General features: G+C 47.9%; 23 protein-coding genes, 2 tRNA genes and 1 riboswitch. Of the genes, 7 read left to right on the plus strand and 18 right to left on the minus strand.

What is annotated here, in order from left to right; translation table 11 throughout:
• Window positions 1–4: 4 nt before the first annotated feature.
• The 5 genes from ABRS97_RS19355 to ABRS97_RS19375 form a co-directional block, all read right to left on the minus strand.
• Window positions 5–1336 carry a DUF4350 domain-containing protein gene (locus ABRS97_RS19355; RefSeq protein WP_367816420.1) on the minus strand — a complete coding sequence of 444 codons (1332 nt, stop codon included), beginning with the start codon at window positions 1334–1336 and terminating at the stop codon, window positions 5–7.
• On the minus strand, window positions 1320–1946 hold the full coding sequence (locus ABRS97_RS19360; protein WP_367816419.1) for a DUF4129 domain-containing protein: 627 nt from the start codon (window positions 1944–1946) through the stop codon (window positions 1320–1322). The genes ABRS97_RS19355 and ABRS97_RS19360 overlap by 17 nt, the downstream gene beginning before the upstream one ends.
• Window positions 1939–2982: a hypothetical protein gene (locus ABRS97_RS19365; RefSeq protein WP_367816417.1), complete on the minus strand. Its 1044-nt coding sequence runs from the start codon at window positions 2980–2982 to the stop codon at window positions 1939–1941. Before ABRS97_RS19365 ends, ABRS97_RS19360 begins: the two co-directional genes overlap by 8 nt.
• Before the next feature lie 109 nt (window positions 2983–3091).
• Window positions 3092–4696, minus strand: coding sequence for a sensor domain-containing diguanylate cyclase (locus ABRS97_RS19370; protein ID WP_367816416.1), 1605 nt, complete (start codon window positions 4694–4696; stop codon window positions 3092–3094).
• A gap of 116 nt (window positions 4697–4812) precedes the next feature.
• Window positions 4813–5853 (minus strand): LacI family DNA-binding transcriptional regulator, encoded by a 1041-nt coding sequence (locus tag ABRS97_RS19375; RefSeq protein WP_367816414.1) that lies wholly within the window; start codon window positions 5851–5853, stop codon window positions 4813–4815.
• 219 nt (window positions 5854–6072) lie between these two features.
• Here ABRS97_RS19375 and ABRS97_RS19380 point away from each other — a divergent pair, with 219 nt between their 5' ends.
• The 4 genes from ABRS97_RS19380 (at window position 6073) to ABRS97_RS19395 (ending at window position 10165) form a co-directional block, all read left to right on the plus strand.
• A complete protein-coding gene (locus tag ABRS97_RS19380) occupies window positions 6073–6843 on the plus strand; it encodes a TSUP family transporter (RefSeq protein ID WP_367816412.1) in 771 nt (256 codons plus the stop codon).
• Between the two features lie 147 nt (window positions 6844–6990).
• A complete protein-coding gene (locus ABRS97_RS19385; RefSeq protein ID WP_367816411.1) occupies window positions 6991–7875 on the plus strand; it encodes a carbohydrate ABC transporter permease in 885 nt (294 codons plus the stop codon).
• On the plus strand, window positions 7875–8714 hold the full coding sequence (locus ABRS97_RS19390) for a carbohydrate ABC transporter permease (RefSeq protein ID WP_367816409.1): 840 nt from the start codon (window positions 7875–7877) through the stop codon (window positions 8712–8714). Before ABRS97_RS19385 ends, ABRS97_RS19390 begins: the two co-directional genes overlap by 1 nt.
• A gap of 146 nt (window positions 8715–8860) precedes the next feature.
• A complete protein-coding gene (locus tag ABRS97_RS19395; RefSeq protein ID WP_367816408.1) occupies window positions 8861–10165 on the plus strand; it encodes an ABC transporter substrate-binding protein in 1305 nt (434 codons plus the stop codon).
• An 88-nt stretch (window positions 10166–10253) separates the two neighbouring features.
• Here ABRS97_RS19395 and ABRS97_RS19400 read toward each other — a convergent pair whose 3' ends face one another.
• Together ABRS97_RS19400 and ABRS97_RS19405 are read right to left on the minus strand one after the other, a co-directional pair.
• On the minus strand, window positions 10254–11480 hold the full coding sequence (locus ABRS97_RS19400) for an AAA family ATPase (protein ID WP_367816406.1): 1227 nt from the start codon (window positions 11478–11480) through the stop codon (window positions 10254–10256).
• 25 nt (window positions 11481–11505) lie between these two features.
• Window positions 11506–13071 carry an SAM-dependent methyltransferase gene (locus tag ABRS97_RS19405; protein WP_367816404.1) on the minus strand — a complete coding sequence of 522 codons (1566 nt, stop codon included), beginning with the start codon at window positions 13069–13071 and terminating at the stop codon, window positions 11506–11508.
• A gap of 187 nt (window positions 13072–13258) precedes the next feature.
• Here ABRS97_RS19405 and ABRS97_RS19410 point away from each other — a divergent pair, with 187 nt between their 5' ends.
• A complete protein-coding gene (locus ABRS97_RS19410) occupies window positions 13259–15403 on the plus strand; it encodes a DNA topoisomerase III (protein WP_367816403.1) in 2145 nt (714 codons plus the stop codon).
• An 84-nt stretch (window positions 15404–15487) separates the two neighbouring features.
• Here the strand turns inward: ABRS97_RS19410 and lspA are convergent, their stop codons facing one another.
• From lspA to ABRS97_RS19425, 3 genes are all read right to left on the minus strand, one after another.
• Window positions 15488–15940 carry a signal peptidase II gene (gene lspA / locus ABRS97_RS19415; RefSeq protein WP_367816401.1) on the minus strand — a complete coding sequence of 151 codons (453 nt, stop codon included), beginning with the start codon at window positions 15938–15940 and terminating at the stop codon, window positions 15488–15490.
• Window positions 15941–16172: 232 nt separating this feature from the next.
• Complete coding sequence (locus ABRS97_RS19420) at window positions 16173–16808, minus strand: HAD-IA family hydrolase (RefSeq protein WP_367816400.1); 636 nt, start codon at window positions 16806–16808, stop codon at window positions 16173–16175.
• Complete coding sequence (locus tag ABRS97_RS19425; RefSeq protein WP_367816398.1) at window positions 16808–17098, minus strand: hypothetical protein; 291 nt, start codon at window positions 17096–17098, stop codon at window positions 16808–16810. The genes ABRS97_RS19420 and ABRS97_RS19425 overlap by 1 nt, the downstream gene beginning before the upstream one ends.
• A 163-nt stretch (window positions 17099–17261) precedes the next feature.
• Between ABRS97_RS19425 and ABRS97_RS19430 the strand changes: the two genes are divergently transcribed.
• Entirely contained in the window at window positions 17262–17840 is a 579-nt protein-coding gene (locus tag ABRS97_RS19430) for a CcdC protein domain-containing protein (RefSeq protein WP_367816396.1), read from the plus strand.
• A gap of 887 nt (window positions 17841–18727) precedes the next feature.
• On the opposite strand, the gene ybaK is transcribed toward ABRS97_RS19430, so the two are convergent.
• From ybaK to yyaC, 3 genes are read right to left on the minus strand one after another with little or no spacing between them, the layout of a single operon-like run.
• Window positions 18728–19204, minus strand: a complete 477-nt coding sequence (gene ybaK, locus ABRS97_RS19435) for a Cys-tRNA(Pro) deacylase (protein ID WP_367816395.1) — start codon at window positions 19202–19204, stop codon at window positions 18728–18730.
• Window positions 19205–19263: 59 nt separating this feature from the next.
• Complete coding sequence (locus tag ABRS97_RS19440; protein WP_483312511.1) at window positions 19264–21078, minus strand: ABC transporter ATP-binding protein; 1815 nt, start codon at window positions 21076–21078, stop codon at window positions 19264–19266.
• A 55-nt stretch (window positions 21079–21133) separates the two neighbouring features.
• Complete coding sequence (yyaC, locus tag ABRS97_RS19445) at window positions 21134–21667, minus strand: spore protease YyaC (protein ID WP_367816391.1); 534 nt, start codon at window positions 21665–21667, stop codon at window positions 21134–21136.
• 114 nt (window positions 21668–21781) lie between these two features.
• On the opposite strand from yyaC, the gene ABRS97_RS19450 reads away from it, so the two are divergent.
• Window positions 21782–22951 (plus strand): glycosyltransferase family 2 protein, encoded by a 1170-nt coding sequence (locus ABRS97_RS19450; RefSeq protein WP_367816389.1) that lies wholly within the window; start codon window positions 21782–21784, stop codon window positions 22949–22951.
• Window positions 22952–23031: 80 nt separating this feature from the next.
• On the opposite strand, the gene ABRS97_RS19455 is transcribed toward ABRS97_RS19450, so the two are convergent.
• The 5 genes from ABRS97_RS19455 to ABRS97_RS19475 all read right to left on the minus strand — a co-directional run bounded on the left by ABRS97_RS19455 (window position 23032) and on the right by ABRS97_RS19475 (window position 25980).
• Entirely contained in the window at window positions 23032–23808 is a 777-nt protein-coding gene (locus ABRS97_RS19455; RefSeq protein WP_367816388.1) for a hypothetical protein, read from the minus strand.
• 48 nt (window positions 23809–23856) lie between these two features.
• The gene (locus ABRS97_RS19460; protein ID WP_367816386.1) at window positions 23857–24732 is read right to left on the minus strand and encodes a C40 family peptidase; all 876 of its coding nucleotides are present in this window, start codon (window positions 24730–24732) and stop codon (window positions 23857–23859) included.
• Window positions 24733–24735: 3 nt separating this feature from the next.
• Window positions 24736–24887, minus strand: a riboswitch (cyclic di-AMP (ydaO/yuaA leader).
• Between the two features lie 70 nt (window positions 24888–24957).
• Window positions 24958–25551 (minus strand): permease, encoded by a 594-nt coding sequence (locus ABRS97_RS19465; RefSeq protein ID WP_367816385.1) that lies wholly within the window; start codon window positions 25549–25551, stop codon window positions 24958–24960.
• A 279-nt stretch (window positions 25552–25830) separates the two neighbouring features.
• A tRNA-Gly gene (locus tag ABRS97_RS19470) sits at window positions 25831–25901 on the minus strand.
• Window positions 25902–25906: 5 nt separating this feature from the next.
• Window positions 25907–25980: transfer RNA gene (locus ABRS97_RS19475), tRNA-Pro, on the minus strand.
• Between the last annotated feature and the right edge of the window lie 85 nt (window positions 25981–26065).

Here is a 26065-nt window from a genome sequence, read left to right on the forward strand (position 1 = left end):
TCGCTCACTCCTTCTCCAGGTAGGCGATCATGTCGCCCATCTCACGCGTTCGTTCAACGAACGCTTTCGCGTTCACGCCCCGCTGCTTCGCAGCGCGGGGCACAGAGCCGTCGCCGCCGTCCGCAGCCGGCGGCCAATCCTCCAGCAGGCGTGCCAGACGCGCCGCCTGCTCCTCGGGCCAACGGCCGCGCGCAGCGGCCGCGGCCTGCACCGCACTTACGCTGGGGCTGAGCCCCCAGCGCTGAGCCAGCAGCTGCCGCAGGAGCTGCTGCTGGTGCGCCAGCGCCTCGTCGCGGAAGCCGAGGCGCTCATACCAGGCGGCGACGGCTAACACGCCCTCGTCGCCGCGCCGGACCGTCCACGCCCGCGGCGTGTGGACGGAACCAAAACGCTTGCCGCGCAGCCAGAGCCACATCAGCAGCGCAAGGCCAAGCTGCACGCTGGCGAGCACGAGCCACGCGGGATAAACGGCCAGCAGTCCGGGCTTCGTCCCTAAGCCGTGATGGGTCTCATCGACCCAGACGGCATGCCACGACTTCGCGAACAGCGGCCAGATCAGTTCGAAATGGGATGCTCGATCAATCGTCCCATTCTGCATCCAATTCGGGGTCAGCACCACGGTGATGTTGCCCGCTCCCACCTGAAAGCGGCTGGCCAGCACGCCGCTTTCATCGGCGAACAACGTCTGCCCTTCATCGCCTGCCTTGAGTCGATAGGGCGTGTCCACTTCGCCGGTTAAAGGACCCTCCGCGGTTGTAAATTCCGGCCCAGCTTGAATCGCAACTGCTTGTTTCGCACCCGCGATCTTACCAGCAAGGTCCATGTCCCAACCTGCGTTCTTATCTTGGTTCTTATCTTCGTTCTTATCTTCGTTCTTATCTTGGTTCTTATCTTGGTTCTTAGCTTCGTTATTGCCCTTATCTTTACCCTTGTTCTTGCCATTCTTCCCATCTGCTTCAGCCCCGCGATCAACACGTTCGGTCGTCCACTGCGACCACCCTTCCGGATGGCGGTCGAACAGGACGAAATCATTCCCCTGCCGAACCCATTTAAGCAATTGCTCCCTATCCGACTTTGACACAGCATTCGGCTGTATGGCGACTAGCAGCATATTCGTTTCACCCGGCAGATTGTTCCAATCCAAACGCCATTCTTTAACGGCAGGCTGCTTGGTACGAAGCAGCTCTCTCCAGGCTTTGGTTCCGTCAACATCCGCTGAAAAGGATAAGTATGGCGACTGATCGGCAATCTCAGGCTTAATCAGCCAATAGCCCAGCAGCAAAAACAATAGAATACTGAGTGCTAGTCCCACATGCAGCCTATTCAGCCTTCTCATGCTTGAAGCCCCCCTCATTGCCTATTACCCCTGCCACCTGCCCGTACATCGAAACAAATTGCTCCTCTGTAACGTCTTCCTTGCCATACCAAATTCGCTCGAATACTAACGAGCTCTCCTGAAAGACAGGGAGTAACAGAGGCGCTGTTCCTGTCAGCTCCTCTGCATATTCCCAGTTTGTTTTCCATTTTTCCACACGAATCGAACGCTTTTCTTCCAGGTAAAAGAGCAGAGAAAGGAAGACCAACCGAACGCCTTCCCTCCATTCCCTTGTTCCTCTCAGAGCCGCGGCCTGCCCCCAATAATAGTCGTACGAACGGCTCAATTCTCCTAGCGGCAAGTAAGCTTTAGAGCGAATGCGTTTTTGCTTGATCAACTGTCTGGAAAACCAATAGATAGCGAACACTGCCATCGCGATCAGCAGCACCAAGAAGATCAACGTAACCCAATCGGCGGCCGTATCAGACACATTGAAATCAGGAAGCCAGCTCCACAATTTGCGAAAAAATGGTTTCAACCATTCCAACAATGAACCATGCTCTTTGACATCATACGCCTTATATTCGTCTTGATTTAAAATGTCTTCCAGCAGTTCTTTATCACTATTCATTCTTGTTATCCGAATCCTCTGGGTTCTCATTTTTCACAGGTGCTTCTTCCTCATGCCCCTGCGGCTCAGCAAATACAGTAGTATTAATTAAACTCTCAAGCCCTAAGCCTTCATTGCGTACCTTCAGATCAAAAAGGCTTATCGCATAGGGCAGCAGCCAAAGCGGCGACACCAAAATCGAGAGCAAGCTTTGGAGCAATTGCGCGCCTAGCCCCAAACCGAGAGCAGCACTAATAATTAAGCTTAATACTAATTGAAAAAGGTAAAGAATTAGAATAAGTACAAAAAACATAAGAAACAAGCGCCAGAAGCTTTTGCGTGTTAGTCTCCAACTTCCGCTTAAACCAATCGAATCTTCGCCCAGCGCGACAATCGGCAAATAATAGCCCCAACGAATCAAGAAATAAGACCAGGTCACGATAATGCCTAACCCCAGCAGGATAAAAAAGATGATGACAAATACAGCCGTCCCTGCGCCCGGGCTACCTATAATGCTGGACAAACCGGATCCTAGAGCGAAGACAATCGCAAATATGGCAACGATCATTGCAAAAGCCACATACATACCAAAAACAATAAGTCCATACAGAACCGTGCTTCCTACTAAAGGCCAGAAGCGGCTGAACGACTTTTTGAGCATTTGCCCAATGCCTGGTATCTGCTCACCCATCAAATGAGCCTTCACCAGGTGTACAACAGAAGCAATCGATGCCGGCATGACCGCGAGCATAAATAACGGAAGCAGCACAAGCACAAAAACGAGCGTTTTCCATAAATCAATTTTTGGCGCCTTGCCTCCGAAAGCTGCACCTGGTGGAAGCAAATCCTGCAACGATGCCCCGCTTTGAATTTGAGATAGGATGGAAGCCGAGGTGTTCGCCGTTTCTTGAAACAGCAGCAAGTGCTGCAGCAAATAAAATGGACCGTATAACATCAACATAATTAACGTCAGTTTCACAAAATGCTTTCGATACAGTTGGAAGCTCCGATCCAGTATTCTTCCAATTCCCATAGGCCTCAGCGGCGTATTTAGCATATAATCCCCCTAAATGTTGGTAATTTTTGTGACTCTCTGCCTATTATACACTAAACATTCCGATTTCTGACCACATTTATAAAGACAAAAAAACTAGATCAACGAAACATCATCGATCTAGCTCCACTCTATTGCGCCCTTTTGACTTCGCTTGATACAGCGCCTGGTCAGCGCGATAAACCATATCTTCCAGTACGGTTGTCCCATAAAGCCGATGCGGTACATACTCCGCAAGCCCAATGCTCACCGTTACAGGGATCTTCACCTGCTCATTCTCATCCTCATTAGATTCCTTCATTAAACGAATTCGTAATGCCTCAGCCAAACTCTCGCTTTGCTCTGCGTCTTTATAAAGAGCTAGCAGAATAAATTCTTCGCCGCCATATCGGGCAACCAATGTATCCTCTCCCGCATGTTCGCTTAAAATCGTAGCTACCCTGTGGAGCACCCGATCTCCAACCAAGTGGCCGTGAGTGTCATTAATTCGTTTGAAATAATCAATATCCAGCATCATCACTGTGCAAGGGTGTCCCGCGTCAATACAAACCTGTAATCGACAACTTCCTTCCGCCATAATATAGCGCCTATTGTGAATCTGAGTTAGCTGATCAACGAGTGCCGAATGCTCCAGTAGCTCCATGTTGGTTTTCAGCTTGCTTGACATCAAATTAAACGTATTGCAAAGCTGTCTCAGCTCCACCGGGGCCAGCTTAATATTGTCACAATCGATTTGAAAATCATAATTGCCGCTCTGTATAATCTTCGTCCCTCGAAGCAGATAGCGGATCGGCCGCTCAATCCTTGCTGTGATGGAGATGACAGCGAAAAAACTGAGCACGAGCGCGATCAAGGTAATAAGTATGATTGTGAGGCTTAGTTCGTTTAATTTCTGAAATACTTCACTTTCCGATATTTCAGCGACGATAATCCAACCATTGCCTGAGGAACGTATAAATTGGCCATATACCTTTTTGCCATGAAATCCGATATAAGACTCGTTTGAATTGACGTTTGCTTTCGCTCTTTGGACAATATCAGTGCACATCTTCATATTTACTTCCGTCCTGGATTTGGAAGCGGTTACGATGTCCCCATTCATATCAAGAACGAAGACCTCGCCCGTTTTGCCAAAATTGAGCTCTTCAATTTGCTTATCAAGCATCTCCAAGGGTACCAAACCGACGATAACCCCCTCGAATTCGTTCTGATCCCCAAGCACAGGGGAGGAGAAGGCAATCATTTGTTTGCCAGTTATTTTCGTAATCAACACACCGGAAATATCGCTCATAGTTTTCGCTGCTTGCCTGAAATAGGAGCGATCTCCAACATACAATACAACAGACGGGTTATCTTCCGATCGGATATAACCATCACTATCGACATAAAAAATATTCTCAAATTCAGCATGTGTCGTCTTATAAACCGCAATTTCCGCGTTTAACTCTGAAATCCGATGTCTTCTGGCATCGCCTGAGTTTGCGAATCGCTTAATGGTATCCAACTTTTCTTGCGATCTTCTTTCAATATATAAGCTCTGCAAAGCAACGACTTGCTTGAGCTGATTCTCAACTTCATTCAACCGCTCGTGTTTCTCGGTAATATAGAAAGGAACAATGATGGAAATGCCCAGCGCAGCTATAACACCGCCGATCAAGAAACGGAACCTTTGCATGATGGTCTGATTGGAAAAATATGAATGGATTCCTCGCCGCAATATGATTGACTCCTCTTCTTGCTTAATCTCCATATATTTAGGCTAAGATCATTCGAAATCCTCTATTTTACGACAATATCCTCATTTATCCATGTCTCCATCTGGAAAGAAAAAAGTCAGAGCCTCTTACAGGATTCTCTGACTATCAAATGGGATTGAATCTTAACCTTGCTGTATGCTTTAGCGCCTTGTTCAATATGTTCAATTAGAAGCTGTGTTAACTTCTGCATCATGGAATTGAAATCCATTTTAAACGTCGTCAAACTAGGTTGAAATCTGGCACTTAACATATGATCGTCGAAGCCGATAATCGATATTTCCTCCGGCACTTGAATGCTCTTCTCTTGCAGCGCCCGAATAGCTCCGAAAGCTACACTGTCGTTAGCCGCAACCAGTGCAGTCGGCAATTCTTTGTGCGCGGCAAGCAGTTGCTCGATCGCTTTATAGCCGCTCATTTCATTGAAATCGCCTGCAAGCACCCATTTCTCTTCAATCGGAAGCTTATGCCGATTCATAGCTTTCACGAACGCTTCATACTTTGCCGGACCTGCGAACCTGTTCATGTCTCCATTGATAATCCCAATATGTTTATGATGAAGGCTGGCCAGAAAATCCACAGCTGCGCCCATACTATGTTCATAGTCAAAATTAACGTTGATCCGATTGGGCTCCTCATGGCCTGGAAGGTCCTGATCGACGATGGCCACCATGAACCCTTCTTCTACAAGCTCTTCAATGAAAGGCTCATGATTCGCCGCTCCAATGAAAATGCCGCCGTCAATCCGCCTTTGATAAAAGGTTTCTTTCACAGCAAACGTTTGTTTCGGATCCTGCGGATTTCGAATAATGTTCGTTAGAACGTAGTATCCGAACGAGGAGGCATATTCAATAATGCTTGCTATCATTAAATTACTGAGACTGTCGCTTGCCACATGCCCGGAATCGATAAAAAACAGCCCGATTGTCTTTGTCTTCTTCCCAGCCAGCACTTGGGCAGACAAATTAGGATGATAATTGTATTGCTGAATAACTTCCATCACTTTCAAACGCGTCTTCTCAGGTACGTTCGAGTAATTGTTAATCACGCGGCTAACTGTGCTTCGAGAAACTCCTGCCAGCCTGGCAATCTCTTCGCTGTTCGTTTCGGTTTTCTTCAAGGTTACATGGCCCCTCTTTCGTGAACGCGCGTTTACGACTTTATTGTACTTCCATTATTTGGTATTATCAAATGACAGTCCCTGATCTTATAGCGCTGCCTGCTGTCAACTATTGTCGTTGAAAAAGGGCACTATTTCCCGTATGCTAACTTGTATTATACGTTACTTGTAGCTTACGGCGCTACAGGGATGAACTTACCATCATAAGGAGCTCACATCATGGAGTACCCAAGTTTAGACATGCTATTCTTTTTAATAGGCGCCGGTTTTTTGGCCGCTTTTATCGACTCAGTCGTAGGCGGCGGCGGTCTCATATCTCTTCCTGCCCTGCTTTTCGCCGGTCTTCCCCCCGTATTCGGACTAGGGACGAATAAGCTCGGCGGGACCATGTCCTCGCTCACAAGCACGAGCTCTTTTTTGTTATCCAAAAAAGTAAATATGAAGCTTGCCGCTTGTCTATTCCCCTTATCCTTTGTTGGCGCGATATTAGGCACCTATACGGTCAAACAAATTCCCTCTGATTTCCTCAAGCCGCTCGTCGTCTGTATGCTGGTTGCCGTTACCATTTATACGTTAATCAAGAAAAATTGGGGAGCTGCCTCCACCTACAGCGGTTTGACAAGCAAGACAGTCACTCTGCTTGTTGTCGGTGCTCTCGCCATCGGTTTCTATGACGGCTTTTTCGGACCGGGCGCTGGGTCGTTCCTCATCTTCTTGTTCCTCATGGTTGGCTTTGATTTCGTAGGCGCATCCGCGAATGCGAAAGTGCTCAATTTGGCAAGCAATATGGCAAGTCTTGGGACTTTTCTCCTGATGAAGTCAGTCAATTGGTACTATGGATTGCCTATGGGCATCGCTATGATCGCCGGCGCGCTGATCGGCTCTCAAGTGGCCATTCGCAAGGGCAGCGCCTTCGTAAAGCCGTTGTTCATACTGGTTACCGTGCTGCTTATCGGCAAACAAGTGTGGACACTGATCTTCCATAGTTAGTCTGTATGGCCATGTCAATATTTTACACTAAACGTATCACTATAATCTGTGTTCGGTCTTAAACAAGTTCCTTTATACTATGAGAAGCATGTCGAATAGTCTGTATGACTATGAAATCAGAACTTCAAGTAGGAGAGAGGAGCCAGCATGTTTAAGAAAAATAAAGCAAGCGAGTGGCTTCAGCAAATCGTTTTTGTCGGACCGGGACAACTGTTCTTTATGGTTGTCGTCCTCATTCCATTTTTGCTGGGCTTTTATTACTCATTTACCGATTGGAACGGCCTAGACTTGAACAAAGCCAACTGGACTGGCCTGTACAATTTCAAAAGAATCATGTCAGACGAGAATTTCTGGAGTTCCTTATGGTTTACAATTCGCTTTACAGTCGTAACCGTTATTATTGTTAATGTGCTAGCCTTTTTCCTGGCGCTTCTTCTGATTAAGCCAATCAAGACAAGGAAAGTGCTGCGGACTGTTTTCTTCATGCCGAATGTCATCGGCGGCATTTTACTCGGGTACATCTGGCAGTTTATTTTTACGAAGGGCTTTAATACTGTCGGTGAAATCACTCACCTGCCCTTTTTCGAATTGCCTTGGCTAGGCACTTCAACAACCGCCTTCTGGGGCATTGTTATTGTCTTTATTTGGCAGACTGCGGGTTACATGATGGTCATCTACATCGCAGCGCTGGCCGGCATGCCGAAGGATTTGGTAGAAGCCGCACATATTGACGGTGCGAACTGGTGGCAGATGCTTCGATCGATCTTCATTCCTCTGATCATGCCTGCAATTACCATCTGCTTGTTTTTGACCATTTCCAACGCGTTCAAAACCTTCGATCTCAACCTTTCCTTAACCAATGGTGGACCGGGAACCTCTACGAACTCACTTGCTTTTAACATCTACACCGAGGCCTTAAGGAACAATCGTTATGGATTAGGTACCGCTAAAGCCATGCTCTTCTTCGTCGGCGTATCCTTGATTACAGTAACGCAAGTATGGATAACCAAGCGCAAGGAGGTAGAAGCATAGTGGAAAAGGTTGAAAAGTATACATCCCGTTTAGTTTTATTTGAAGTTATCGCTATTCTTCTAGGCTTGATCTTCTTAGTGCCCTTTTACTTAGTGCTTTCTAACTCCGTGAAAACTTTGAGAGAGATTCTGGTCGATGCCGCATCATTCCCAAGCATTTTTCATTGGTCCAATTATGCAAAGGTATGGGAAATCATTAATTTTCCATCCGTGATGTTCAATTCCTTACAAATTACTGTTATTAGCGTAGCGGGGATCGTTCTCTTAAGTGCAATGACAGCTTATCGCCTGGTACGCAGACCAAGCCTTTATAACAAACTATTATTCACTGCTTTTATAGCATCCATGATTATTCCGTTCCAATCCGTTATGCTACAGCTTGTGCGGATAACTAGTTTGCTCGGATTGCGCGGAAGTTTAGCGGGAATTGTAGTCTGTTACCTGGGATTTGGAATGGCTTTATCCGTATTTTTATTTCATGGTTTTATCAAAACAGTCCCCTTAGAAGTAGAAGAAGCTGCTGTAATGGATGGCTGCTCACCTTACGGCGTATTCTTTAGAATTGTATTTCCACTCCTGCGTCCAATTATGGTAACTGTAATCATATTGAACTGTCTCTGGATTTGGAATGACTACTTGCTACCGGTACTGGTTATTGGAAGCAATCACGATTTGACGACGATCCCGCTTGCTGTTACGAGATTCTTCGGACAATATACCAAGCAATGGGATATGGCTTTGCCAGGACTCGCTATCGGCGTTACACCTATTATCGTGTTCTTCCTATTCTTGCAGAAATATATCGTAGAGGGAATCACATCGGGTTCAGTAAAAGGTTAATCAACATCTTCCACCTTTTAGGTCAACATCGTAGGTGGTTGATTCTGGAAAACATGTTTAAAATGAGCTGTAAGGGAAAGGAAAGCGGTTTCGTAATACGAAAACACGTACTTTCTTATACTAAACAATTATTGGGAGGGTTTTACATGAAGAAAAGACTTACCATTCTTACGCTTGCTGCCGGTATGGTTTTCACGATTACAGGCTGCGGCAATACGGCTGCACCAGCTACCAGCACAACACCAGCCGCTACACAAGCAGCAGGAGCTGCGAGCACAGCTACACCAGCGGCTAAGAAAGATGTATCCATTAAAGTCTATCAATTGAAAGTTGAAATTGCTGATGCATTGAAAAAAATGGCTGATGACTACGAAAAAGAAACTGGCGTTAAAGTTATTATCGAAACTCACGGCGGTGGCGAGGACTACAGCGCGTTGTTGAAAGCTGAACTTGCTTCCGGTTCCGAGCCAGAAATTTACAACAACCTTGGTTTCAGCAACATGACTCCTTACATGGATCGCGCTGTTGAACTCACTAATGAGCCTTGGGCTAAAGATTTGCTTGATGCTGCAAAAGCTCCTGTAACTTTTAACGGCAAACTTTACGGTATGCCTGAGAACGTTGAAGGCTACGGTTTGATCTATAACAAAGATTTGTTCGCTAAAGCAGGCATTACTGATACGCCAAAAACACTTTCCCAACTGACAGAAGCTACTAAAAAATTGCAAGCTGCAGGTATTACTCCTTTCGAAACAACGAATGAGTGGTGGTCCCTTGGTATTCACTTGGTCAACGTAGCTTTGGCTAGCCAACCAGACCCAGCGCAATACATCGAAGACTTGAAATCCGGCAAAGCAACAATCAAAGGCAACAAACAGTTCGAAGATTGGATCAAATTGGTTGATTTGATTTTCAACAACGCACAAAAGAACAAGCTGACTACAGACTACGCAACACAAGTAGCTGATTTCGCAGCTGGTAAAGCGGCTATGCTTCAACAAGGTAACTGGGTACAAGGCGACATCGATAAAGTCAATGCTAAATTGAACCTTGGCGTATTGCCATTGCCTATCGATGACAAAGAAGGTCACGTGCTTCTCGGCGTACCTAACAACTGGATCGTTAACAGCAAATCCAAAAACCCTGAAGAAGCTAAAAAATTCTTGAACTGGATGGTTACTTCCGAAAAAGGTAAAAAATACTTGACTCAAGAATTCAAATTTATGCCAGCTGTTAAGAACATTACTGCAACTCCTGAACAAATCGGTCAAGTCGCTGCAGCTCTGCAAACACAAGCTCCTACTGCTTTGGGCTGGCACTTCGCTCGCTTCCCAGACGGTATCACACAAGGCTTTGGTGCAGCAATGCAAGAATACCAAGGCGGCAAAATCAACAAAGATCAATTGTTTGAAAAACTTGATAAATCCATCCAAACTATCGTTAAAAAATAATTACAGCCAAGACCATTCCTTAAGCCTTCGTGCTTAGGGAATGGTCTTTTCTTTTCCTTACTTATCGATTCCGGCCTATTATAATTACTTACCTTTTCCCACTGCGATTTTCAACCTTCACCTTTGATTTTGCTGGTATATGAATGTTAATTTTTATATTTTTAATATGATTATTGAAAGAAAGAACGCAATTGACCTCGCCGTTCCCTTTATTCATGAATCTGCCCCTCCCCGGACTATGAAAATTATTGAAAATGGATTTGTAATCGTCGTCATCATTTAGCTCTATCCATTCTGCATATAATTTGTCCAGCGTTTCCTGCGTATAAGGCTTGTCAACAGCTGCTTTTGTAGGGTTCTCTATAATCCTATCTGCCAACAAGGCATTAAACCCGTCATAAGATAATTTACGCATCAGCGCTTTCAATCTCTCTTTATATTCGTTTTGTTCACTTTTCAGTTCTTCATTTTTGTTAGCAAAGTCTTCTAAACGCTCGCCCCGTTTCTGCATCTCAATCTTAAAGACTACGCGCTCGACTCGTTCCTCAAACAATTTAATTTTATCCAGTTCATCTTCATCAAATGCGAGTTCTTCTTCTGCATCATCCTTTTTTTCTAACTCACCTAATTCCATTTCAGCGTCTAAAGTGCCCTCTATCTCATCTTTATTGTTTTGCTTTAATTCTTTGATCTTATCTATACGTTCATCAATTTCTTTATAGGTAACCTCCTCCTCAAGATAACCTTCTGATTTTAAAAGCTGATCTTTATAGAGAGATAGCTTGCTGCTCATTTCGTCCAATTTGGCTTCATTTTTACTATACTGAGATTGTATTTCTTTTCTTTTATAGACTCTTATATGGTCTAAAAGATCTTCGTTACTATCAATCTTACGTTCCGTCATATCCCTGGTTAACTGACCCACTGTTCTTTTATATGTAGCTAGCGCCGGATAATGCAGACGCTCTTCGTCTGACAATTTGCTTTCGGCCACATGGACTACTTTTCCTAATCCTTTCTTGGGATTAAAAGTCAACTTTCTCTGGACAACAGGAGTATTTAAGAAAGAGCCGCTTTTTGTTTGCAGATCAGGTTTTGGTCTTGTCGAGGTTGGCTTTGCAGACAGATTCTGCATGAGTTGCGTCACTCCGCGATTTCCGATTGTTCTTTGCAGTTGGGAGATTGTTGACGGCGTCAGGCTTTGGAGGCGATCAATAGGTCCATTGGAGAGAGAGACTTCTTTCTCAGTGTGATTAGAATCTTGGTTAGTTAGCTTCGTATGGGACCTGCTTCCGTTAACCGGCTGTTGATGCATGGATATGTGAAGCCTCCTTATTGAATCAATGTTCGACTGATGATGCTAACCTTTTTTTGAGAGCCTGTGCTTCAGCATGCGTCGGTTTGATCTCCAGGCATTTATCCAAAAAAATCTCCGCCTGCAGATCATTCTCAATTCGGTAGTAGCATGCGGCTATATTATAAAAAACAGAGTAGTTGCCTCCATACCCACTAATAGATTGATTAAACATGGCGATAGCATCCGTGTAGTCATCCATTTGATAGAGCAGCAAACCGAGGTCGAAGGCCAAGTCATATTTCTCACCTATCGGATAATATCTCTCCCATACGGAGTGGATCATGTGTTTCATATCGATTTTCTCGGATTCCGAGCAGTTGGGTAACAGGATAAGCAGACGGGGAATATACGGTTTGAAAAAGTGGGCGTCATACAAGCTCAGACGAATTAACGAGAAAAACAGGCTGATCTCGATATCCTTCATATGCTGATTGCAAAATTTTTTGACATGAAAAAAGTCATCCGGGCCAAAGCTCTCCACAAATTGCTTAAACGCGTGACGCGTATCGCTATAGGCTCCGGCATCGTCAAGCATAAGCACGCCAACGATATTCAAATGCCGATGAGTATGTTCAGTGGACAAGCAAAGGGAACCGAGTTGACCATAATAGCTGATCATTGCATGGTAATTAACCGTAAGTGAGATGCTGCCATGGTGAACCAGGGAAGGAATAGGCCGGTGATCGAGGTTCCCAACACGGTGATGTCCTTTATCCGCAGAAAGCAAAAGAAAGCCTTCCGTGGAAAGCGCGCGTAAACGCTCTAAACATTGAAGTCCAACAGATGGAAATAAAACATAGGACTCTTCTAATTGGTCTCTATAGTCTTCAAGAACAGCATTAAATCGTTGATCTTTATATCCAAAAGAGGTCACTGGGGATAGCTGATAATCAAAAGAAAGGTTTCCGAATTGCTCGACCGGAGAAGCTGGCATGGAGGAGGATTTCGCAAGTTGAGTAATCACATGGCACTCGAATGCCTGACCATTGGAAAAATAAAAAAGGTCTTGAGGAATTGTATCAAAAAAATAATTGGCAATGATGAGCAGAGGAGTAGACAAGGAATGGGCAGTGATCGTTCGTTGGGATCTAATTAACTGAATCTCTCTATCATGTTCCGCATCAAATCGCGCAAAATCAAGCAATCCCAGCTCGGTAAAGGGACGTAACCGATCATTAGCTTCCCAGAATGAAATGTTTTTCAATGCAAAATCGCTTAATATGTACGTGTAGCCGGGCACCTCAAACGAAGCTTGTTCACAAAGCTGTTGAAGAAATTGTAGGATCTGAAAGGCCAACCGGCCTGATCCCCCTCCCAGCTCCATGATGTAAATCGGATCGAGGGTCTGTTTCTTTAATCTAGCCTGGTCTCTTAAAAAGCCAAATATCACCTCAGCATAAGCTTTTGCGATGTAAGGAGTATTCGTAATATAGTGGGGAACCTCGCCTCCCTGCCAGGCCTTTATACCCTGACTTTCATAATAATCTCGTTGTATGCTCCAGAGCGTGGACTGTGAATAAGGCACTGGTTCATGTACTAGCTTCCTCACCTATTTTCACCTCTTTTCATACAAATTTTACCACACACAGCTCCGCCTGTCCTGATTATGTAAAGTAAAATTAGCTCGTACTGCCGACTTATCGAGTATCGAGAAGTCATCTGCGCTTTCTTGCAAATACAAAAACACCTATAATTAAAAAGATGGTTAACTTGTTGGAAATGAGGCAGCTTCCGCTATGAAAATACTAGTATTAACCGAAAAGCCAAGTGTGGCCAAAGAAATCGCCCGCGTCCTTGGCTGCAATCAAAAGCAAAAACATCACTTCGAAGGTCCCAAGTACGTTGTCACCTGGGCACTGGGCCATCTTGTGACCCTTGCCGAGCCCGACGATTACGATGCCAAGTATAAAACTTGGAATCTTGAAGACCTTCCGATTATTCCCGATCGGATGAAGCTTAAAGTTATTAAAGAAACTTCGCAGCAATACCGTGCGATTGAACAGCTCAGCCGGCGCAATGACCTCGCGGAGCTAGTCATTGCAACCGATGCTGGGCGCGAAGGCGAACTCGTCGCGCGCTGGATTATGGAGCTGATCCGTTGGAAAAAGCCGTTTAAACGGCTTTGGATTTCGTCGCAGACGGATCAAGCGATTCGCGACGGCTTCGCACAGCTGAAGCCGGGCACGGACTATAACCGGCTGTTTCAAGCAGCCGTGTGCCGTTCTGAGGCCGATTGGCTTATCGGCCTCAATGTGACGCGCGCGCTGACCAGCAAGTTCGGCGCGTCGTTGTCCGCTGGGCGCGTACAGACGCCCACGCTGGCCATGATGATGAATCGCGAAAAGGAAATTCGCGAATTTCGCTCAGACCCTTACTGGCTGATCGAAGCCGATCTGGGAACCTTCCGCGCCAGCTGGCGGGACCCGAAGTCAGGCGATCCGCGCATCTTCGATCGTGAGCGCGCGGATGCGCTCACGGCGAAGATACAGGGCCAGAACGGTAAAATTACGCAGGTGCAGCAATCTGAAAAGCAGATCCCCCACCCGCTGGCCTACGATCTGACCGAACTGCAGCGGGACGCCAACCGCAAGTTCGGCTTTTCAGCCAAACAGACGTCAAATGTGCTCCAGCGCCTGTACGAGCAGTACAAATTGGTCACCTATCCGCGAACCGATTCACGGTATTTGACCTCCGATATGGTGCCCACCTTGCTCGGAAGAGTTAAGGGCGCAGCGATTGGACCTTATGCGGCGCTTGCCGCCCCTTTCATTCGCAAGCCTTTGACGATTACCAAACGCATAGTCGACGATAGCAAAGTAAGCGATCACCATGCCATTATTCCTACGGGCGAAGCGATTTCATTAGCTACCTTGAGCGCGGATGAACGCCGCTTGTACGATCTAATCGTACGAAGATTCCTTGCTCTGTTTTACGGGCCTTGCCGATATGATGAGACCAAGCTTACGGTCGAAATCGCGGGAGAGAGGCTTTACGCTTCAGGTAAAGTCATTAAGCAGGCAGGCTGGAAAGACGTCTACGGAGCTTCGGACTTCTCCGATCCGGATCGTGAAGAGACTGAAGCCGAAGACGATGCTTCTCAGCTGCTTCCTCAAGCCAAAGCCACGGACACGGTAAACGTCAAGAGTAGCCGCCAGTTGAGCCGCCATACGAAACCGCCCGCCCGTTATAACGAAGCCTCCTTGCTGTCGCAGATGGAGAAGCATAGTCTGGGCACGCCCGCTACACGAGCGGACATCATTGAAAAGCTAGTATCATCCGACACAATCGAGCGTCAAGGTTCCGTATTGATGCCAACAGGCAAAGGCGCGCAGCTGATTGAGCTCGCTTCGGAAGAATTGCGGTCGCCGGAACTTACCGCACGTTGGGAGCTGGAGCTTGATCGAATCTCCAAAGGAAAAGGAAGCATGGAGCAATTCCTCAGCGGCATTCGAACGAAAGCTGCCGAGCTGGTCAGCGAGATTAAAACGAGTGCGGCTGCCTACAAACCGCATAATTTAACAGGAAGCAAATGTCCGGATTGCGGAGAATTCCTTCAAGAGGTCAAGGGAAAACGCGGCCGTTACCTTGTTTGTTCAAGCAGGGAATGTTCCTATAAGCGCGAAGCAGACGGTCAGCTTTCCAATCGGCGTTGCCCGCAATGTCACAAGAAGATGGAAATTCACACCGGGAAATCAGGCAAGTATTTTCAATGCCGCCCTTGTAATGTGGTTGAAAAGCTGGAAAATGAAAGTTCAGGCGGCCGCCGCGCATCTGTGAAAGCCAACCGACAGCTCATCGAGAAATTTTCTGACAATTCTCAACTTAACAACAGCCTTGCTGACAAGCTGCTGGCAGCCCTCCAAGAGAAGAAAAGCGATTAATCCCAATAACAACAAAACCCATGCGCTGCATCGCATGGGTCTTTACTATGATTCATTGCCAAAGGAACGGCATATGTACAAAGGTCACGCCGTTTTTCTTTTTCGCAAAGATAACAATAAGTCCAACACAATGCACAGCACGCCGAGATTGATAGCCAAATCGGCAATATTCATCACGCCGCTGCCTGAACGAAATACGATGAAATCCGTTACTTTTCCATAAGCGAGTCTTTCGTAACCATTTCCGATGGCCCCGCCGACGAATAGCGCAGCGCCGCTTTCTTTGAGGATGCCTGATATGACTCCTTTTTTCCGGTAATACATAACGCCGGCTATAAAGATAACCGCGAGAATGCCCAAATAACGCGCCCCGCCCTGCAGCGAGCTCCCTGCCGCCCCGGTATTTTGATAATAAGTAAACGAGATCAACTCTTTATAAAACGGCATCGATTCACCAACCTGGAGCATGGATCGAATTGCATATTTGGACCATTGATCGACCGCTGTCACAACAAGCACAATCACATAAAATAACATCTTGCACCTCCTGATCTCACCTATACTGCTATTCTACATGATTGGAGGCGCAAGCTGCGAATGTTGCGCTTATGTAGGTTGCTCTCGCCGGCGTTCCGCTCTCACCCTTGATCTTTTTATCGAAAAAGCAATACCTAGCGCTCCCCGTTCCCATAGAAAAAACCTCGAACGCGCAGCGACAAGGCTGAGCATCCAAGGTTTTTCACGGTCCAGTTCTGTTCATCATCCTGCGTCAGGACAGTGTCAAAAGAATTTTTAATAACTCCGCAGGTGAGTTAACCAAATAATTAGGATTGCCGCTATGCAGCAAGTCAGGGGCGTCGTACCCCCAAGTTACCGCAATAATGGGTACGCCCAACTTTTTACAGGCTTCAATGTCACGGAGCTCGTCGCCGACATAAATAATTTGAGATGGGGATACGCCCCACTGCTTCATGATTTTACGAATCGAATTATGCTTACCGAAGAGATGCTTGGCAGTTATGATTTCTTTGAAGGAGCCGTCCAGTTTATTATGTTTGAGGAAGAGACGAATGTTGCCTGCCGAATTCGAAGAGAGGATCGAACTCCTCACGCCTTGCGCCGACAAGCGGGCAATAATCTCCTTCATACCGGGTACGATATGCAGCGTACGAATGTTCTCTTGATATCGCACTCGTCCAGCCATAGCGAGCTTCGGAATTTGCAGGACAGGAACACCGAGACGTTCCACGCGTTCATAGATCGAGAGGGAGCGGAGAGGTGCGAGATCTTGGTCACGAATGATGCGAAAACGATGCTGAACCGCCATTTCATTATAAAGCTTAACGAGCAGCGCTCTGGAATCGACCAATGTGCCATCAAAATCAAAGAGGATATGCTTTGCCATCAGGACGTATATAGAAATAAGGCCGGACCCTCAGGGGGTACTTGACGGACTTGATTATGAACAAACTCATCAATCGGATCCAATGCAAGATGAGGGTTGTTCACATCCCGCACATCTTCCCAAATGCAGGTAACCCCATCCGTGTAGCCTTCCGCGCCGCCAGCAAACATTTTACAGGCGCTGCAAAATTGCTCCAACTGCTGGGCGTCCAGTTTAACGATTTTATTACGGAGACAGCAGTAAATTTCGTGGTCGGCATTACATACATTAACATGTGTAATCAGAGCCATCTTCCTAATCAACTCCTTGCGGCACATTTTGTGTGTAATAGTAAGTGTATCGATGTACTATTAAATGTATGACAGTTTTTTGTAAACGAGAGAATATTTCTCACGATATCTTGCCTAAATTTGTTACAATGAGAAAAAATGAAATAAGTGAGGAAGTAGCTGCATGCAAAATTGGTCTCATTACGCGATCCCTTTTCTTATCGTCGTACTCATAATCTACCGCCGTACAAGACGGGCAATCGGGTTCCAACGGCTTTCCACGCGCAGACTGAAATTTCGCCTTACCCTATTCAGCATCCTTGGCATTATCATCTTTTTATTTGGCTTCGTGCATCCGATCCACTTTATCGGCTATGCGGTCGGCCTGGCGGCTGGCGTCGGTCTCGGGCTTTTGGCCATTCGCCATACCCGTTTCGAGCATCGCTCTGACGGATGGTATTTCCGAACCCACTTATGGATCGAGATTGCCGTACTGGTGCTCTTTCTCGGCCGGATTGCTTATCGGATCGTCTTCATCGCCGCAGCACCCAATTCCTCATACACAAGCATGAACCCCGCAGATCCGTCACAATTTATGCGAGATCCGGTGACGGCCGGCGTCTTCTTTATCATTGTGTCCTACTACGTACTCTACTTCAGCTACCTGCTGCGGGAGGAGAGTAAACTGGACAAAAATCCGACTTCCCTGGATGGCCACTCATCGTCCACGACGAATTCAGACCCAACCTTAGATCGCATATAAGAACGTTATTTAACTCTCGAAAATTTACACGCTGGAAGTAAGAAGAACCTGAGGCTGTGCCGAGGGTACTGAAAAAGCCTTTAATAACAAATTAAATGGCTTTTCAGAACATAAAAAATCCGTTTTTAGCCTGTGAGATGGCTTTAAACGGTTTTTTTCGTTCCGAAAAAACGCAAGTTTTTCAGTGGCCTCGGCTGTGCCTTAGGTTCTTGTCTACACCCATACATCCAGGCATGGGGAGGGAATTGGGTATGCTGGAGATGGGATTCCAACCGCTATCGCTTTTCCACCCCACACCCATTCCCTCTGTTTCTACTTTGTGCTGCCTTCCACTTCTCTTTTCCCTAACGGATCCTCGATTTGGTACTCCTACCTGTGAACACCCTGTATGAGTAAGATTGCGGGTACATTTCGCCTCCGCAAGCTTCGCATGAAAACGGAGGAGGTACTGCTGGACCGCCAATTCCCCATGCACAGCGATATCGACGGAACTACAATGCCTTATTCCACGGTAACGTCCCTGTTCTCCCCCTGAAGCGGAACTAGGGTGCGTTAAATGAGAGAAACCGTGCCTAAAGCCCAGCATTTCCTGCTCATAACGCACGGTAGTTCCGCGAAATACCCCTACAACCGAAAATATCGCCTCGTAACGCACCTACGTTCCGCTCACCCGTGCAAATAGACGATCTGTCGCAGTCGAGCCGGTATTTCAATACGCCAAGCCGCTGTGACACTTCCGGATCTTCTACGTCCATCATCTCAAATGCTCGCACCACACGATGCGTGCGGAATCTCTGCGCTTTGCAAGCTCGTCACACACACATACATGACGACATGTGCTTTCTGTTCAAAAAGAGGGCCTCCTGATCAATGACAGGAGCCCTCTTTTATTTCCCCGTGATCTCGACAAGCAGCGCTTCAGATGCGGCGGCCAAATCTGTGCCCTTCACAAAAATTTGCAGTCCTCTACGGCCTGCGCTAATACTAACAGGGTCTAATCTTGTTACAGATGAATCCAAGAAAAAGGAGTATTTCTTCTTCATGCCCAGCGGAGAAACCCCGCCGCGAATATAACCGGTAAGGGTTTGAATGTCTTTAACGGCGACCATCTCGACTTTTTTATTTCCACTAACCGCTGCTAAACTCTTTAAGTTAAGTTCTTGATCTCCAGGAATACATGCTGCGAGGATCCCGGTTTTATCTCCGCGCAGCACCAAGGTTTTGAAAAGCTGATGAACCGGAATACCGACTTTCTCAGCAACTGTTGCTGCATCTAATTGATCTTCGTCCCATTCGTATTCATGTAATGTGTAAGGAATATGCAGCGCATCTAAGATGCGACAAGCATTCGTCTTCGTAGACACTCTATTCACCTGCCCAGCGATTGAATATAGATCGTTACACACACGACATGAGCCTCGCATTAAGCATTGTCGACGTTGACCGCCTTCGCGAACTGCGTGTGGTACAGCCGCGCATACAGCCCCTCCTGCGCAAGCAGCTCGCTGTGCGTGCCCCGCTCCGCAACGCTGCCCGCTTCGATCACCAGAATGTGATCGGCAGCCAGCACCGTGGAGAGCCGATGCGCGATCACGAGCGTCGTGCGCCCCTGCATCAGCTCCTCAAGAGCGGCCTGCACATAGGACTCGGATTCCGAGTCCAGGTGTGAGGTCGCCTCATCGAGGATGAGGATGCGCGGGCGCTTGAGGATCGCGCGGGCAATCGCGATCCGTTGGCGCTCGCCGCCGGAGAGCCGGTGACCGCGCTCGCCCACCATCGTGTCGTACCCTTCGGGGAGCGACACGATGAAATCGTGGATGTAGGCCTGGCGGCACGCGGCCTCCAGTTCCTCAGGCGTCGCGTCCGCCTTCGCGAAGCGCAGATTATCGCCGATCGTCGCGTGAAACAGGAACGACTCCTGCGTCACGTACGCGATCTGCGCGCGCAGCGAGGCCAACTGAACGTCGCGGACGTTCACGCCATCGACCTCGACGGTGCCGGCCGTCGGGTCGTACAGACGCGCGATCATGCCGATCAGCGTCGATTTCCCCGCGCCGCTCGGCCCGACGAGCGCGATCATCTCGCCCGGCTGCGCCTCGAACGTAATGTCCCGCAGCGCGTACTGCTCAGGCGTATAAGCAAAGGAAACCTGCTTATACGCCACACGCCCCGCGACCTGCGTCAGCGGTTGCGCATGAGGAGCATCCAGGACATCGGGCACCATGTCCTGATATTCGAAAATGCGCTGGAACACGCCCAGCGCCGTAGCCAGCTCCACCTGCAGGTTCAGGAGGGTGGCTACAGGCATATACAAGCGGCCCAGGTAGGCCGCGAAGGCGACAATGGCGCCCAGCGTCATGGTTCCGCTAATGACGGAGTAGCCGCCGTACATATAAATAATCGCTGTGCCCAGCGGCCCCAGCGTATTCGTAGCCATGCCGAACCAGCGGCCTACCAGATTGAGCCGCAGCTCCAGATCCATGACCTTCTGGTTCATGGCCGTGAACTCCGCTTCCTGCTGACGCTCCCTGCCGAAGATGCGCGTGAGCAGCGCACCGGAAATGCCGAAGCTCTCACCAAGCTGCGAGGCAATATCCGAGCGCACCTTTTGCGTCTCCATCCGAAGCGTCTTCCGCACTTTGGATACCTTTTTCACAGGCAGGACAAAGAGCGGAAGAATAATTACGGAGATTATCGCCAGCTTCCAGTCCAGCGCGAACAAAATCCCGATGGTCGAAGCCACAATGACGATTTGCGTAATCGAGGATACCACCAGCGTGGTTACGACACTTTGAACCGCCTGCACATCCCCCGTGATCCGCTGTACAATTTCACCCGAACGCGCATCTGTGAAAAAAGCCATCGACTGCCGCTGCAAATTGTGAAAGAGCGACTGCCCCAGATCGCGAATAACGCCTTGGGTCACTTTCGTATTCAAATGATTTTGCCAGACTCCCAGCACCCCGCTCATCACCGGAAGCAGGATCATCATAAGCGCCATCTCTGCCAACAGCCGCATATTGCCTTGCGGAATGGCCGTATCTATGATTTCCTTCATCACCAGAGGTGGAATTAAACCAATCAAAGCGGCAAGCAGCGCCAATCCTATGATCACAAGCAGTTGCGCCCAGTACCGTTGAAACAGTAGGAAAATTCTGCGGACCGATACATCTTTCAGCTTCGCTTTGGGCCGGTTCATTCGATCCGACATCCCACCTATGCTTCCGCCAGGTCTCATCTATGTTCACTCCGTTCCGCACCTGATGTCCAAACATAGTGCTCATCCATTTCTTTTATAGGGGAAAAGCGATCGCGATCGCTCTTGTCACTTCCTTCGCCATCTGAATCACACTAAACAGCGAAGTCGTTTGAAGAATCGCATATTGCTTAGGGCCATCCGCATTCACGATCGCGGCAATGGTGTAATCGCCCACTTGCGGAAGCACCTTGCCCACCGATTTGCCTGGAGCCAACGGCTGATTAGACACTTGGTACAGGCCTACGGAGAGCTTTTGTCCCAAACATGCGTCAATGGCAATGACCACGCAGCCAAGCGGAATTTCCTGTAAGCGTTCCGTCAGATTACTTGCATCGCAGGGCGCTTCCAGTGTGCCAATCACGTGGGGATAACCCGCTTCCTTTAGTCCGGAACCAACGAGTGGTCCAAGCGCGTCACCGGTTGAGCGATCCGTTCCAATACAAACAAAAGCCACCCTATCTGGCTTCATTCGCTGTGTCTGCGCAATTTCCAAGAGAAACAGACCCAACTGTTCTCCGTTCATTTTTTTCCAATAGTGTTCCTGAGCCCCTACATGCTCTTCGCTCATAAGCCCTCCTCCTCGCGCCTTCAGGAAAATTGCCCCCTTGCGTTCCTTTTGCCCCTTGCTCCTGATGAATGATATAATGCGGTCAACTTCTATTCTTTCATAAGGAGGCGCACCATGTCCACTCTCGGCATTATCGCTATTCTGACCCTCCTCTACTGGATCATCATGACGATTGACGCCTACAAAGGCTTACATCATCTGCGCGCGCTTCCCAGAACGATCAAGCAGCCGGACAAGCCCCCTCTCGTTTCGGTCATTATCGCGGCCAAAGAAGAGGAGAGCACCATTCTGGACACAGTTCGGCATCTCCTCTCGCAAAATTATCCGCGCCTCGAAATCATTGCGGTCAACGACCGTTCGCAAGATGCGACCGGTGTCCGGCTTGAAGAGCTGCGCAAATGGTCTGCGCGCAAAGACGGCATTTCCACTCCGTTGCAAATTGTGCATATTACCCAATTGCCTGCGGGTTGGCTTGGCAAAAATCATGCCCTCTACCAAGGCTATTTGCAAGCCAAAGGCCAATATTTGCTGTTTACCGATGCGGATATCCTCTTCTCGCCTGCGACGATTTCCGATGCGGTTGCTTATATGAAGGAAAACGAGGTCCATCACCTGACGTTGACCCCGAACATGATCGCCCGGGGCACCCTGCTGCGCGGCTTTGTGCATTTCTTCCTATTCTCGTTCTCGCTATTCGTCCGTCCTTGGCGCGCCAATAAAGAGAATTCTCGCGGCCAGGGCATCGGAATCGGCGCTTTCAATATGGTAAGCCGCCATGCTTATGAAGCCATCGGCACTCACCGAGCCATTGCTCTGCGGCCTGACGATGACTTGCAGCTGGGCATTTCCCTGAAACGCGCAGGCTTTCGGCAAAAAATTCTTTCCGGTAAACACACTCTTCAAGTCGAGTGGTACCGCTCACTGAAGGAAGCCATTACAGGACTCGAGAAAAACCTGTTCTCCGGCTTTCACTACAGCTACACAATGGCCTTAATTGCCTGCATCGGACAATTGCTCTTTTTTATATCCCCTTGGCTGGGCCTTCTATTTCTTTGGGACTGGCGGGGGCTACTCTTTAGCGCAGACGTCATTCTGCAAATCTGGCTATACCGACTGCTGATCGACCGGATGATGGGCAAACGCGGCAGCGAAGCCTACCAACTTCCAGTCTCCGCAGCGCTTCTGCTTTATACCATCGTTCGCTCTGTCTGGCTTACATGGAGGCAGGGCGGCATTTATTGGCGAGGAACGTTCTACGCCTTGCGCGAATTAAGAAAGAAGTAAATGGGGGGATGCTGGGGAGACAATCAGGGTCAAGATCAGGGAACATGCGGGATTGGCGCATTCCCTGCACCCCTTACCGATTAATGAACCCGATTCATGCGAACAATGCGATAATACAATTGGCCGCTAACTTGTTGTTCCACTTCCAGATAGCCTTCTACATGCACATAATCACCTGTCATAAAGGTGGTAGCATCGGAAGACTGGGCGTGCGTCATGAACAGCAGCGCGGCTTTTTCATTGCCAACCACAAACCCAACTTGCTCTTTCACCTGGAATTTGTCCATAACAACGCCATGATGCGACCTCGCAATATGATGAAACCGCCAATTCCCCTCTTCTTTGAGCATAAAATAAAGCACGCGATTTTTATGGAGATTGCTAAACTCTCTCGTCACGCCAATCATGCAAACATTATCGCCGAGCTTGAGAAACTCATCAATTTCATATGACTTCAACCGAAGCCGGAGCCCATTCTTTTGCTGGATATAAGTTTCCATTTCATCTATTGATCTCTGATCCCGGGGATCTTGCCTTGTCGCGTAGAAGACTTCTTTGATGAATGTGTCTGTTTGCAGGCTCCGCGCTCCTCTGAAATGGTTATACGTTTGGAAAAAACGACGAATAACATCCAGAATTTCTGCTGGAATCCCGGACACAATTTCTTTGGTATACTTCGTACTGTACGAATCGGGCTGTTTTCTTTTATGAAACCATTGCTTCCAGACACTTAATTGCATGAAGAAATGCACACCTGCTTTCTGACTACCAAACATTTCTCCATTATAGGTCAAAATTAATAAAAATTCGATAAAAATCGCAGCATTTCGCGCAAAAAAGAAACACTTCTTCTCCATCCCCTCCATTCGAAGGGCATTAGAAAACAAGTGTTCGATCATAGACTTTTACAGTACTCTCTTTGCTCCTACATACCTTGCACTCCAGTAAGCGCTGGCCAAACTCTCAACAACAACGCCTCTGGACGTTGTAGACGAAATGAATTGATCATTGCCCAAGTAAATGCCCACATGATTGATGGTTTTCGAAGCGAAAAACACCAAATCTCCCGCCTTCAGATCCGTTACCGAGGTTCCCGCTTCACTATGCATAGCTACTGAGGTTCTCGGTAAATCGATCCCCTTAGCCTCAAACACATAACGGACGAATCCAGAGCAATCGAATCCTCTTGGCGTTGTTCCTCCCCACGCATAGGGCGTTCCCATGTACGCGTTTGCCGTTTGCACGATTTGATCCGTCAGCGAAGGCGCGGGCGGTGCGGGCGGCGGTGGAGGAGCGATCCAAGCGGATTTGTGCTGCTTGCCATCGGCATTCACGATTGCAACTTGATTGCTTTCGTCCCACTCAATGGGCGAACCGAACGTCTCGGTGATGAAGCGCAGCGGAACGTATGTATTACCTTGAAATAGGGTTGGACTGCTTTCCAAGCTGATCTTTTTGCTGTCCACGATGGCTTGCTGCTCGTCAGTCGTAAGTAAGATTGCCTGTTTGTTCCTTGTCAAGCCAACGACAACATCGTCGCCTTGCTTAGCCCATGCAACTTGATAGCCCAGCTTTTCGGTTAAAATCCGCAGCGGAACTTGCAGCACGCCCTTGCCGTCGATAAACGGCTGAACCTCAGGAAACTGAACGATTTCATCGTTAATCTGAACTTTGACCGGCAGCGAGGAAGCGGCTGCTTGGGCCGATGATACAGAGAAAAAAGGTACTGCCGCGCAAATGAATGCGCACGAACAAATAAGACGTTTTGCAACAGATTTCAAAACAACTTGCCTCCTTGAAGCCTCCGAGGTTAGTTGACGGGTTCGGGAAGAGGTTTCCCTAGCGTGCCCGGCGATGCCGAACAATCATTCACCCCAAGTAAAGAAGTCCCCCGTACCGGAGCTTTTGCTGCTCCGAGATTCGGCATTTTTTGTCTCTGCTAGACTAGCATAATTCGAGCATAGGTTACAACTTTTGCGCTAGTGGTAAATGCTGGTAGAAATAGATTAATGCGCTGCGACATCCGTGATCAGCGACAGCACCAACAGGATCGCCATAACTCCCCCGGCTATTCGGGCACGAAGCAGAGAACCTTGAGGCGCCGCATGATTCCCCGATAAAAGAACACTGTTTCGAATAGATCGATAATAAAAGAACGCTCCAGCCACGACTAAAATTACCTCCAAAGCGCTGCTGACTGCCGGCCATTGCCACAAACTGAATCCTAACAGCGGAAGCCCGCCTGCATTCCCTGGAAGAAGCGGCATATCGACGCGGTGTACGAGCAAGTCCAGCAGCCAGTGGCTGAATGTGAGAAGGCCGATTGCGAGGCCGCCTCGTTTCCCCCACAGCTTCCAAGCGATGAGTGCTGCTAGAATCGCAATAATGCCTGCCCCTAGAAGCGAATGCGTATAATCGGCATGAATGATGCCTTCGCCGTACCCCGTTCCGTTGCTGGTATCAATCTTCTCCACACCCGACAAGAACAAGGGTACGAATATAACATCAAGAAGCTGTGTACTTAGCATGAGGGCCCAGATTGGCACCTCTGGAGTTTTGGCTTTCACTGCAGCTGCGAGCCCGAAATGTCCAGCAAACATATTACATCTCCTCCCCTTTCGATTTCTTTGCAAAGCGAACTCTACTTTCTAACCAACCGCATACAACGGTAAAGAGAAGCATAAATACAATAAATGACATGCCGATCACCTGTCCTTTTCGTTTTTACTAACTTAATTAGCATTATAACTAATATAATTAGTTTACGCAATATATTTTTTTCCGGATCAAGTGGGGCAATCGTACATTTTTATGCTGTCCTGCCAATCCTTCATAACAAAAAAAAGACCACCATATTGGTGATCTTTTTTTCATTATGAAGCGGGTGATGGGAATCGAACCCACGCTACCAGCTTGGAAGGCTGGAGTTCTACCATTGAACTACACCCGCACGTATCGGGACGACACGATTTGAACATGCGACCCCCTGCTCCCAAAGCAGGTGCTCTACCAAGCTGAGCTACGTCCCGAGATTATGTACTTTCGTGAAAATGGCGCGCCCTGAGAGATTCGAACTCCCGACCTTTTGATTCGTAGTCAAACACTCTATCCAGC

The organism is Paenibacillus tabacirhizosphaerae (genome assembly GCF_040812395.1).
Lineage (GTDB): Bacteria > Bacillota > Bacilli > Paenibacillales > NBRC-103111 > Paenibacillus_E.

What these genes read in the sequence shown, in the direction of transcription:
- ABRS97_RS19465 (WP_367816385.1), bottom strand. Translation starts at nt 25,551, where the DNA reads ATGTTTGCTGGACATTTCGGGCTCGCAGCTGCAGTGAAAGCCAAAACT.
- ABRS97_RS19400 (WP_367816406.1), bottom strand. Translation starts at nt 11,480, where the DNA reads ATGCATCAACAGCCGGTTAACGGAAGCAGGTCCCATACGAAGCTAACT.
- ABRS97_RS19380 (WP_367816412.1), top strand. Translation starts at nt 6,073, where the DNA reads ATGGAGTACCCAAGTTTAGACATGCTATTCTTTTTAATAGGCGCCGGT.
- ABRS97_RS19355 (WP_367816420.1), bottom strand. Translation starts at nt 1,336, where the DNA reads ATGAGAAGGCTGAATAGGCTGCATGTGGGACTAGCACTCAGTATTCTA.
- ABRS97_RS19430 (WP_367816396.1), top strand. Translation starts at nt 17,262, where the DNA reads ATGCAAAATTGGTCTCATTACGCGATCCCTTTTCTTATCGTCGTACTC.
- ABRS97_RS19425 (WP_367816398.1), bottom strand. Translation starts at nt 17,098, where the DNA reads ATGGCTCTGATTACACATGTTAATGTATGTAATGCCGACCACGAAATT.
- ABRS97_RS19395 (WP_367816408.1), top strand. Translation starts at nt 8,861, where the DNA reads ATGAAGAAAAGACTTACCATTCTTACGCTTGCTGCCGGTATGGTTTTC.
- ABRS97_RS19440 (WP_483312511.1), bottom strand. Translation starts at nt 21,078, where the DNA reads ATGAGACCTGGCGGAAGCATAGGTGGGATGTCGGATCGAATGAACCGG.
- ABRS97_RS19385 (WP_367816411.1), top strand. Translation starts at nt 6,991, where the DNA reads ATGTTTAAGAAAAATAAAGCAAGCGAGTGGCTTCAGCAAATCGTTTTT.
- lspA (WP_367816401.1), bottom strand. Translation starts at nt 15,940, where the DNA reads ATGTTATTTTATGTGATTGTGCTTGTTGTGACAGCGGTCGATCAATGG.
- ABRS97_RS19450 (WP_367816389.1), top strand. Translation starts at nt 21,782, where the DNA reads ATGTCCACTCTCGGCATTATCGCTATTCTGACCCTCCTCTACTGGATC.
- ABRS97_RS19420 (WP_367816400.1), bottom strand. Translation starts at nt 16,808, where the DNA reads ATGGCAAAGCATATCCTCTTTGATTTTGATGGCACATTGGTCGATTCC.
- ABRS97_RS19455 (WP_367816388.1), bottom strand. Translation starts at nt 23,808, where the DNA reads ATGGAGAAGAAGTGTTTCTTTTTTGCGCGAAATGCTGCGATTTTTATC.
- ABRS97_RS19365 (WP_367816417.1), bottom strand. Translation starts at nt 2,982, where the DNA reads ATGCTAAATACGCCGCTGAGGCCTATGGGAATTGGAAGAATACTGGAT.
- yyaC (WP_367816391.1), bottom strand. Translation starts at nt 21,667, where the DNA reads ATGAGCGAAGAGCATGTAGGGGCTCAGGAACACTATTGGAAAAAAATG.
- ABRS97_RS19410 (WP_367816403.1), top strand. Translation starts at nt 13,259, where the DNA reads ATGAAAATACTAGTATTAACCGAAAAGCCAAGTGTGGCCAAAGAAATC.
- ABRS97_RS19360 (WP_367816419.1), bottom strand. Translation starts at nt 1,946, where the DNA reads ATGAATAGTGATAAAGAACTGCTGGAAGACATTTTAAATCAAGACGAA.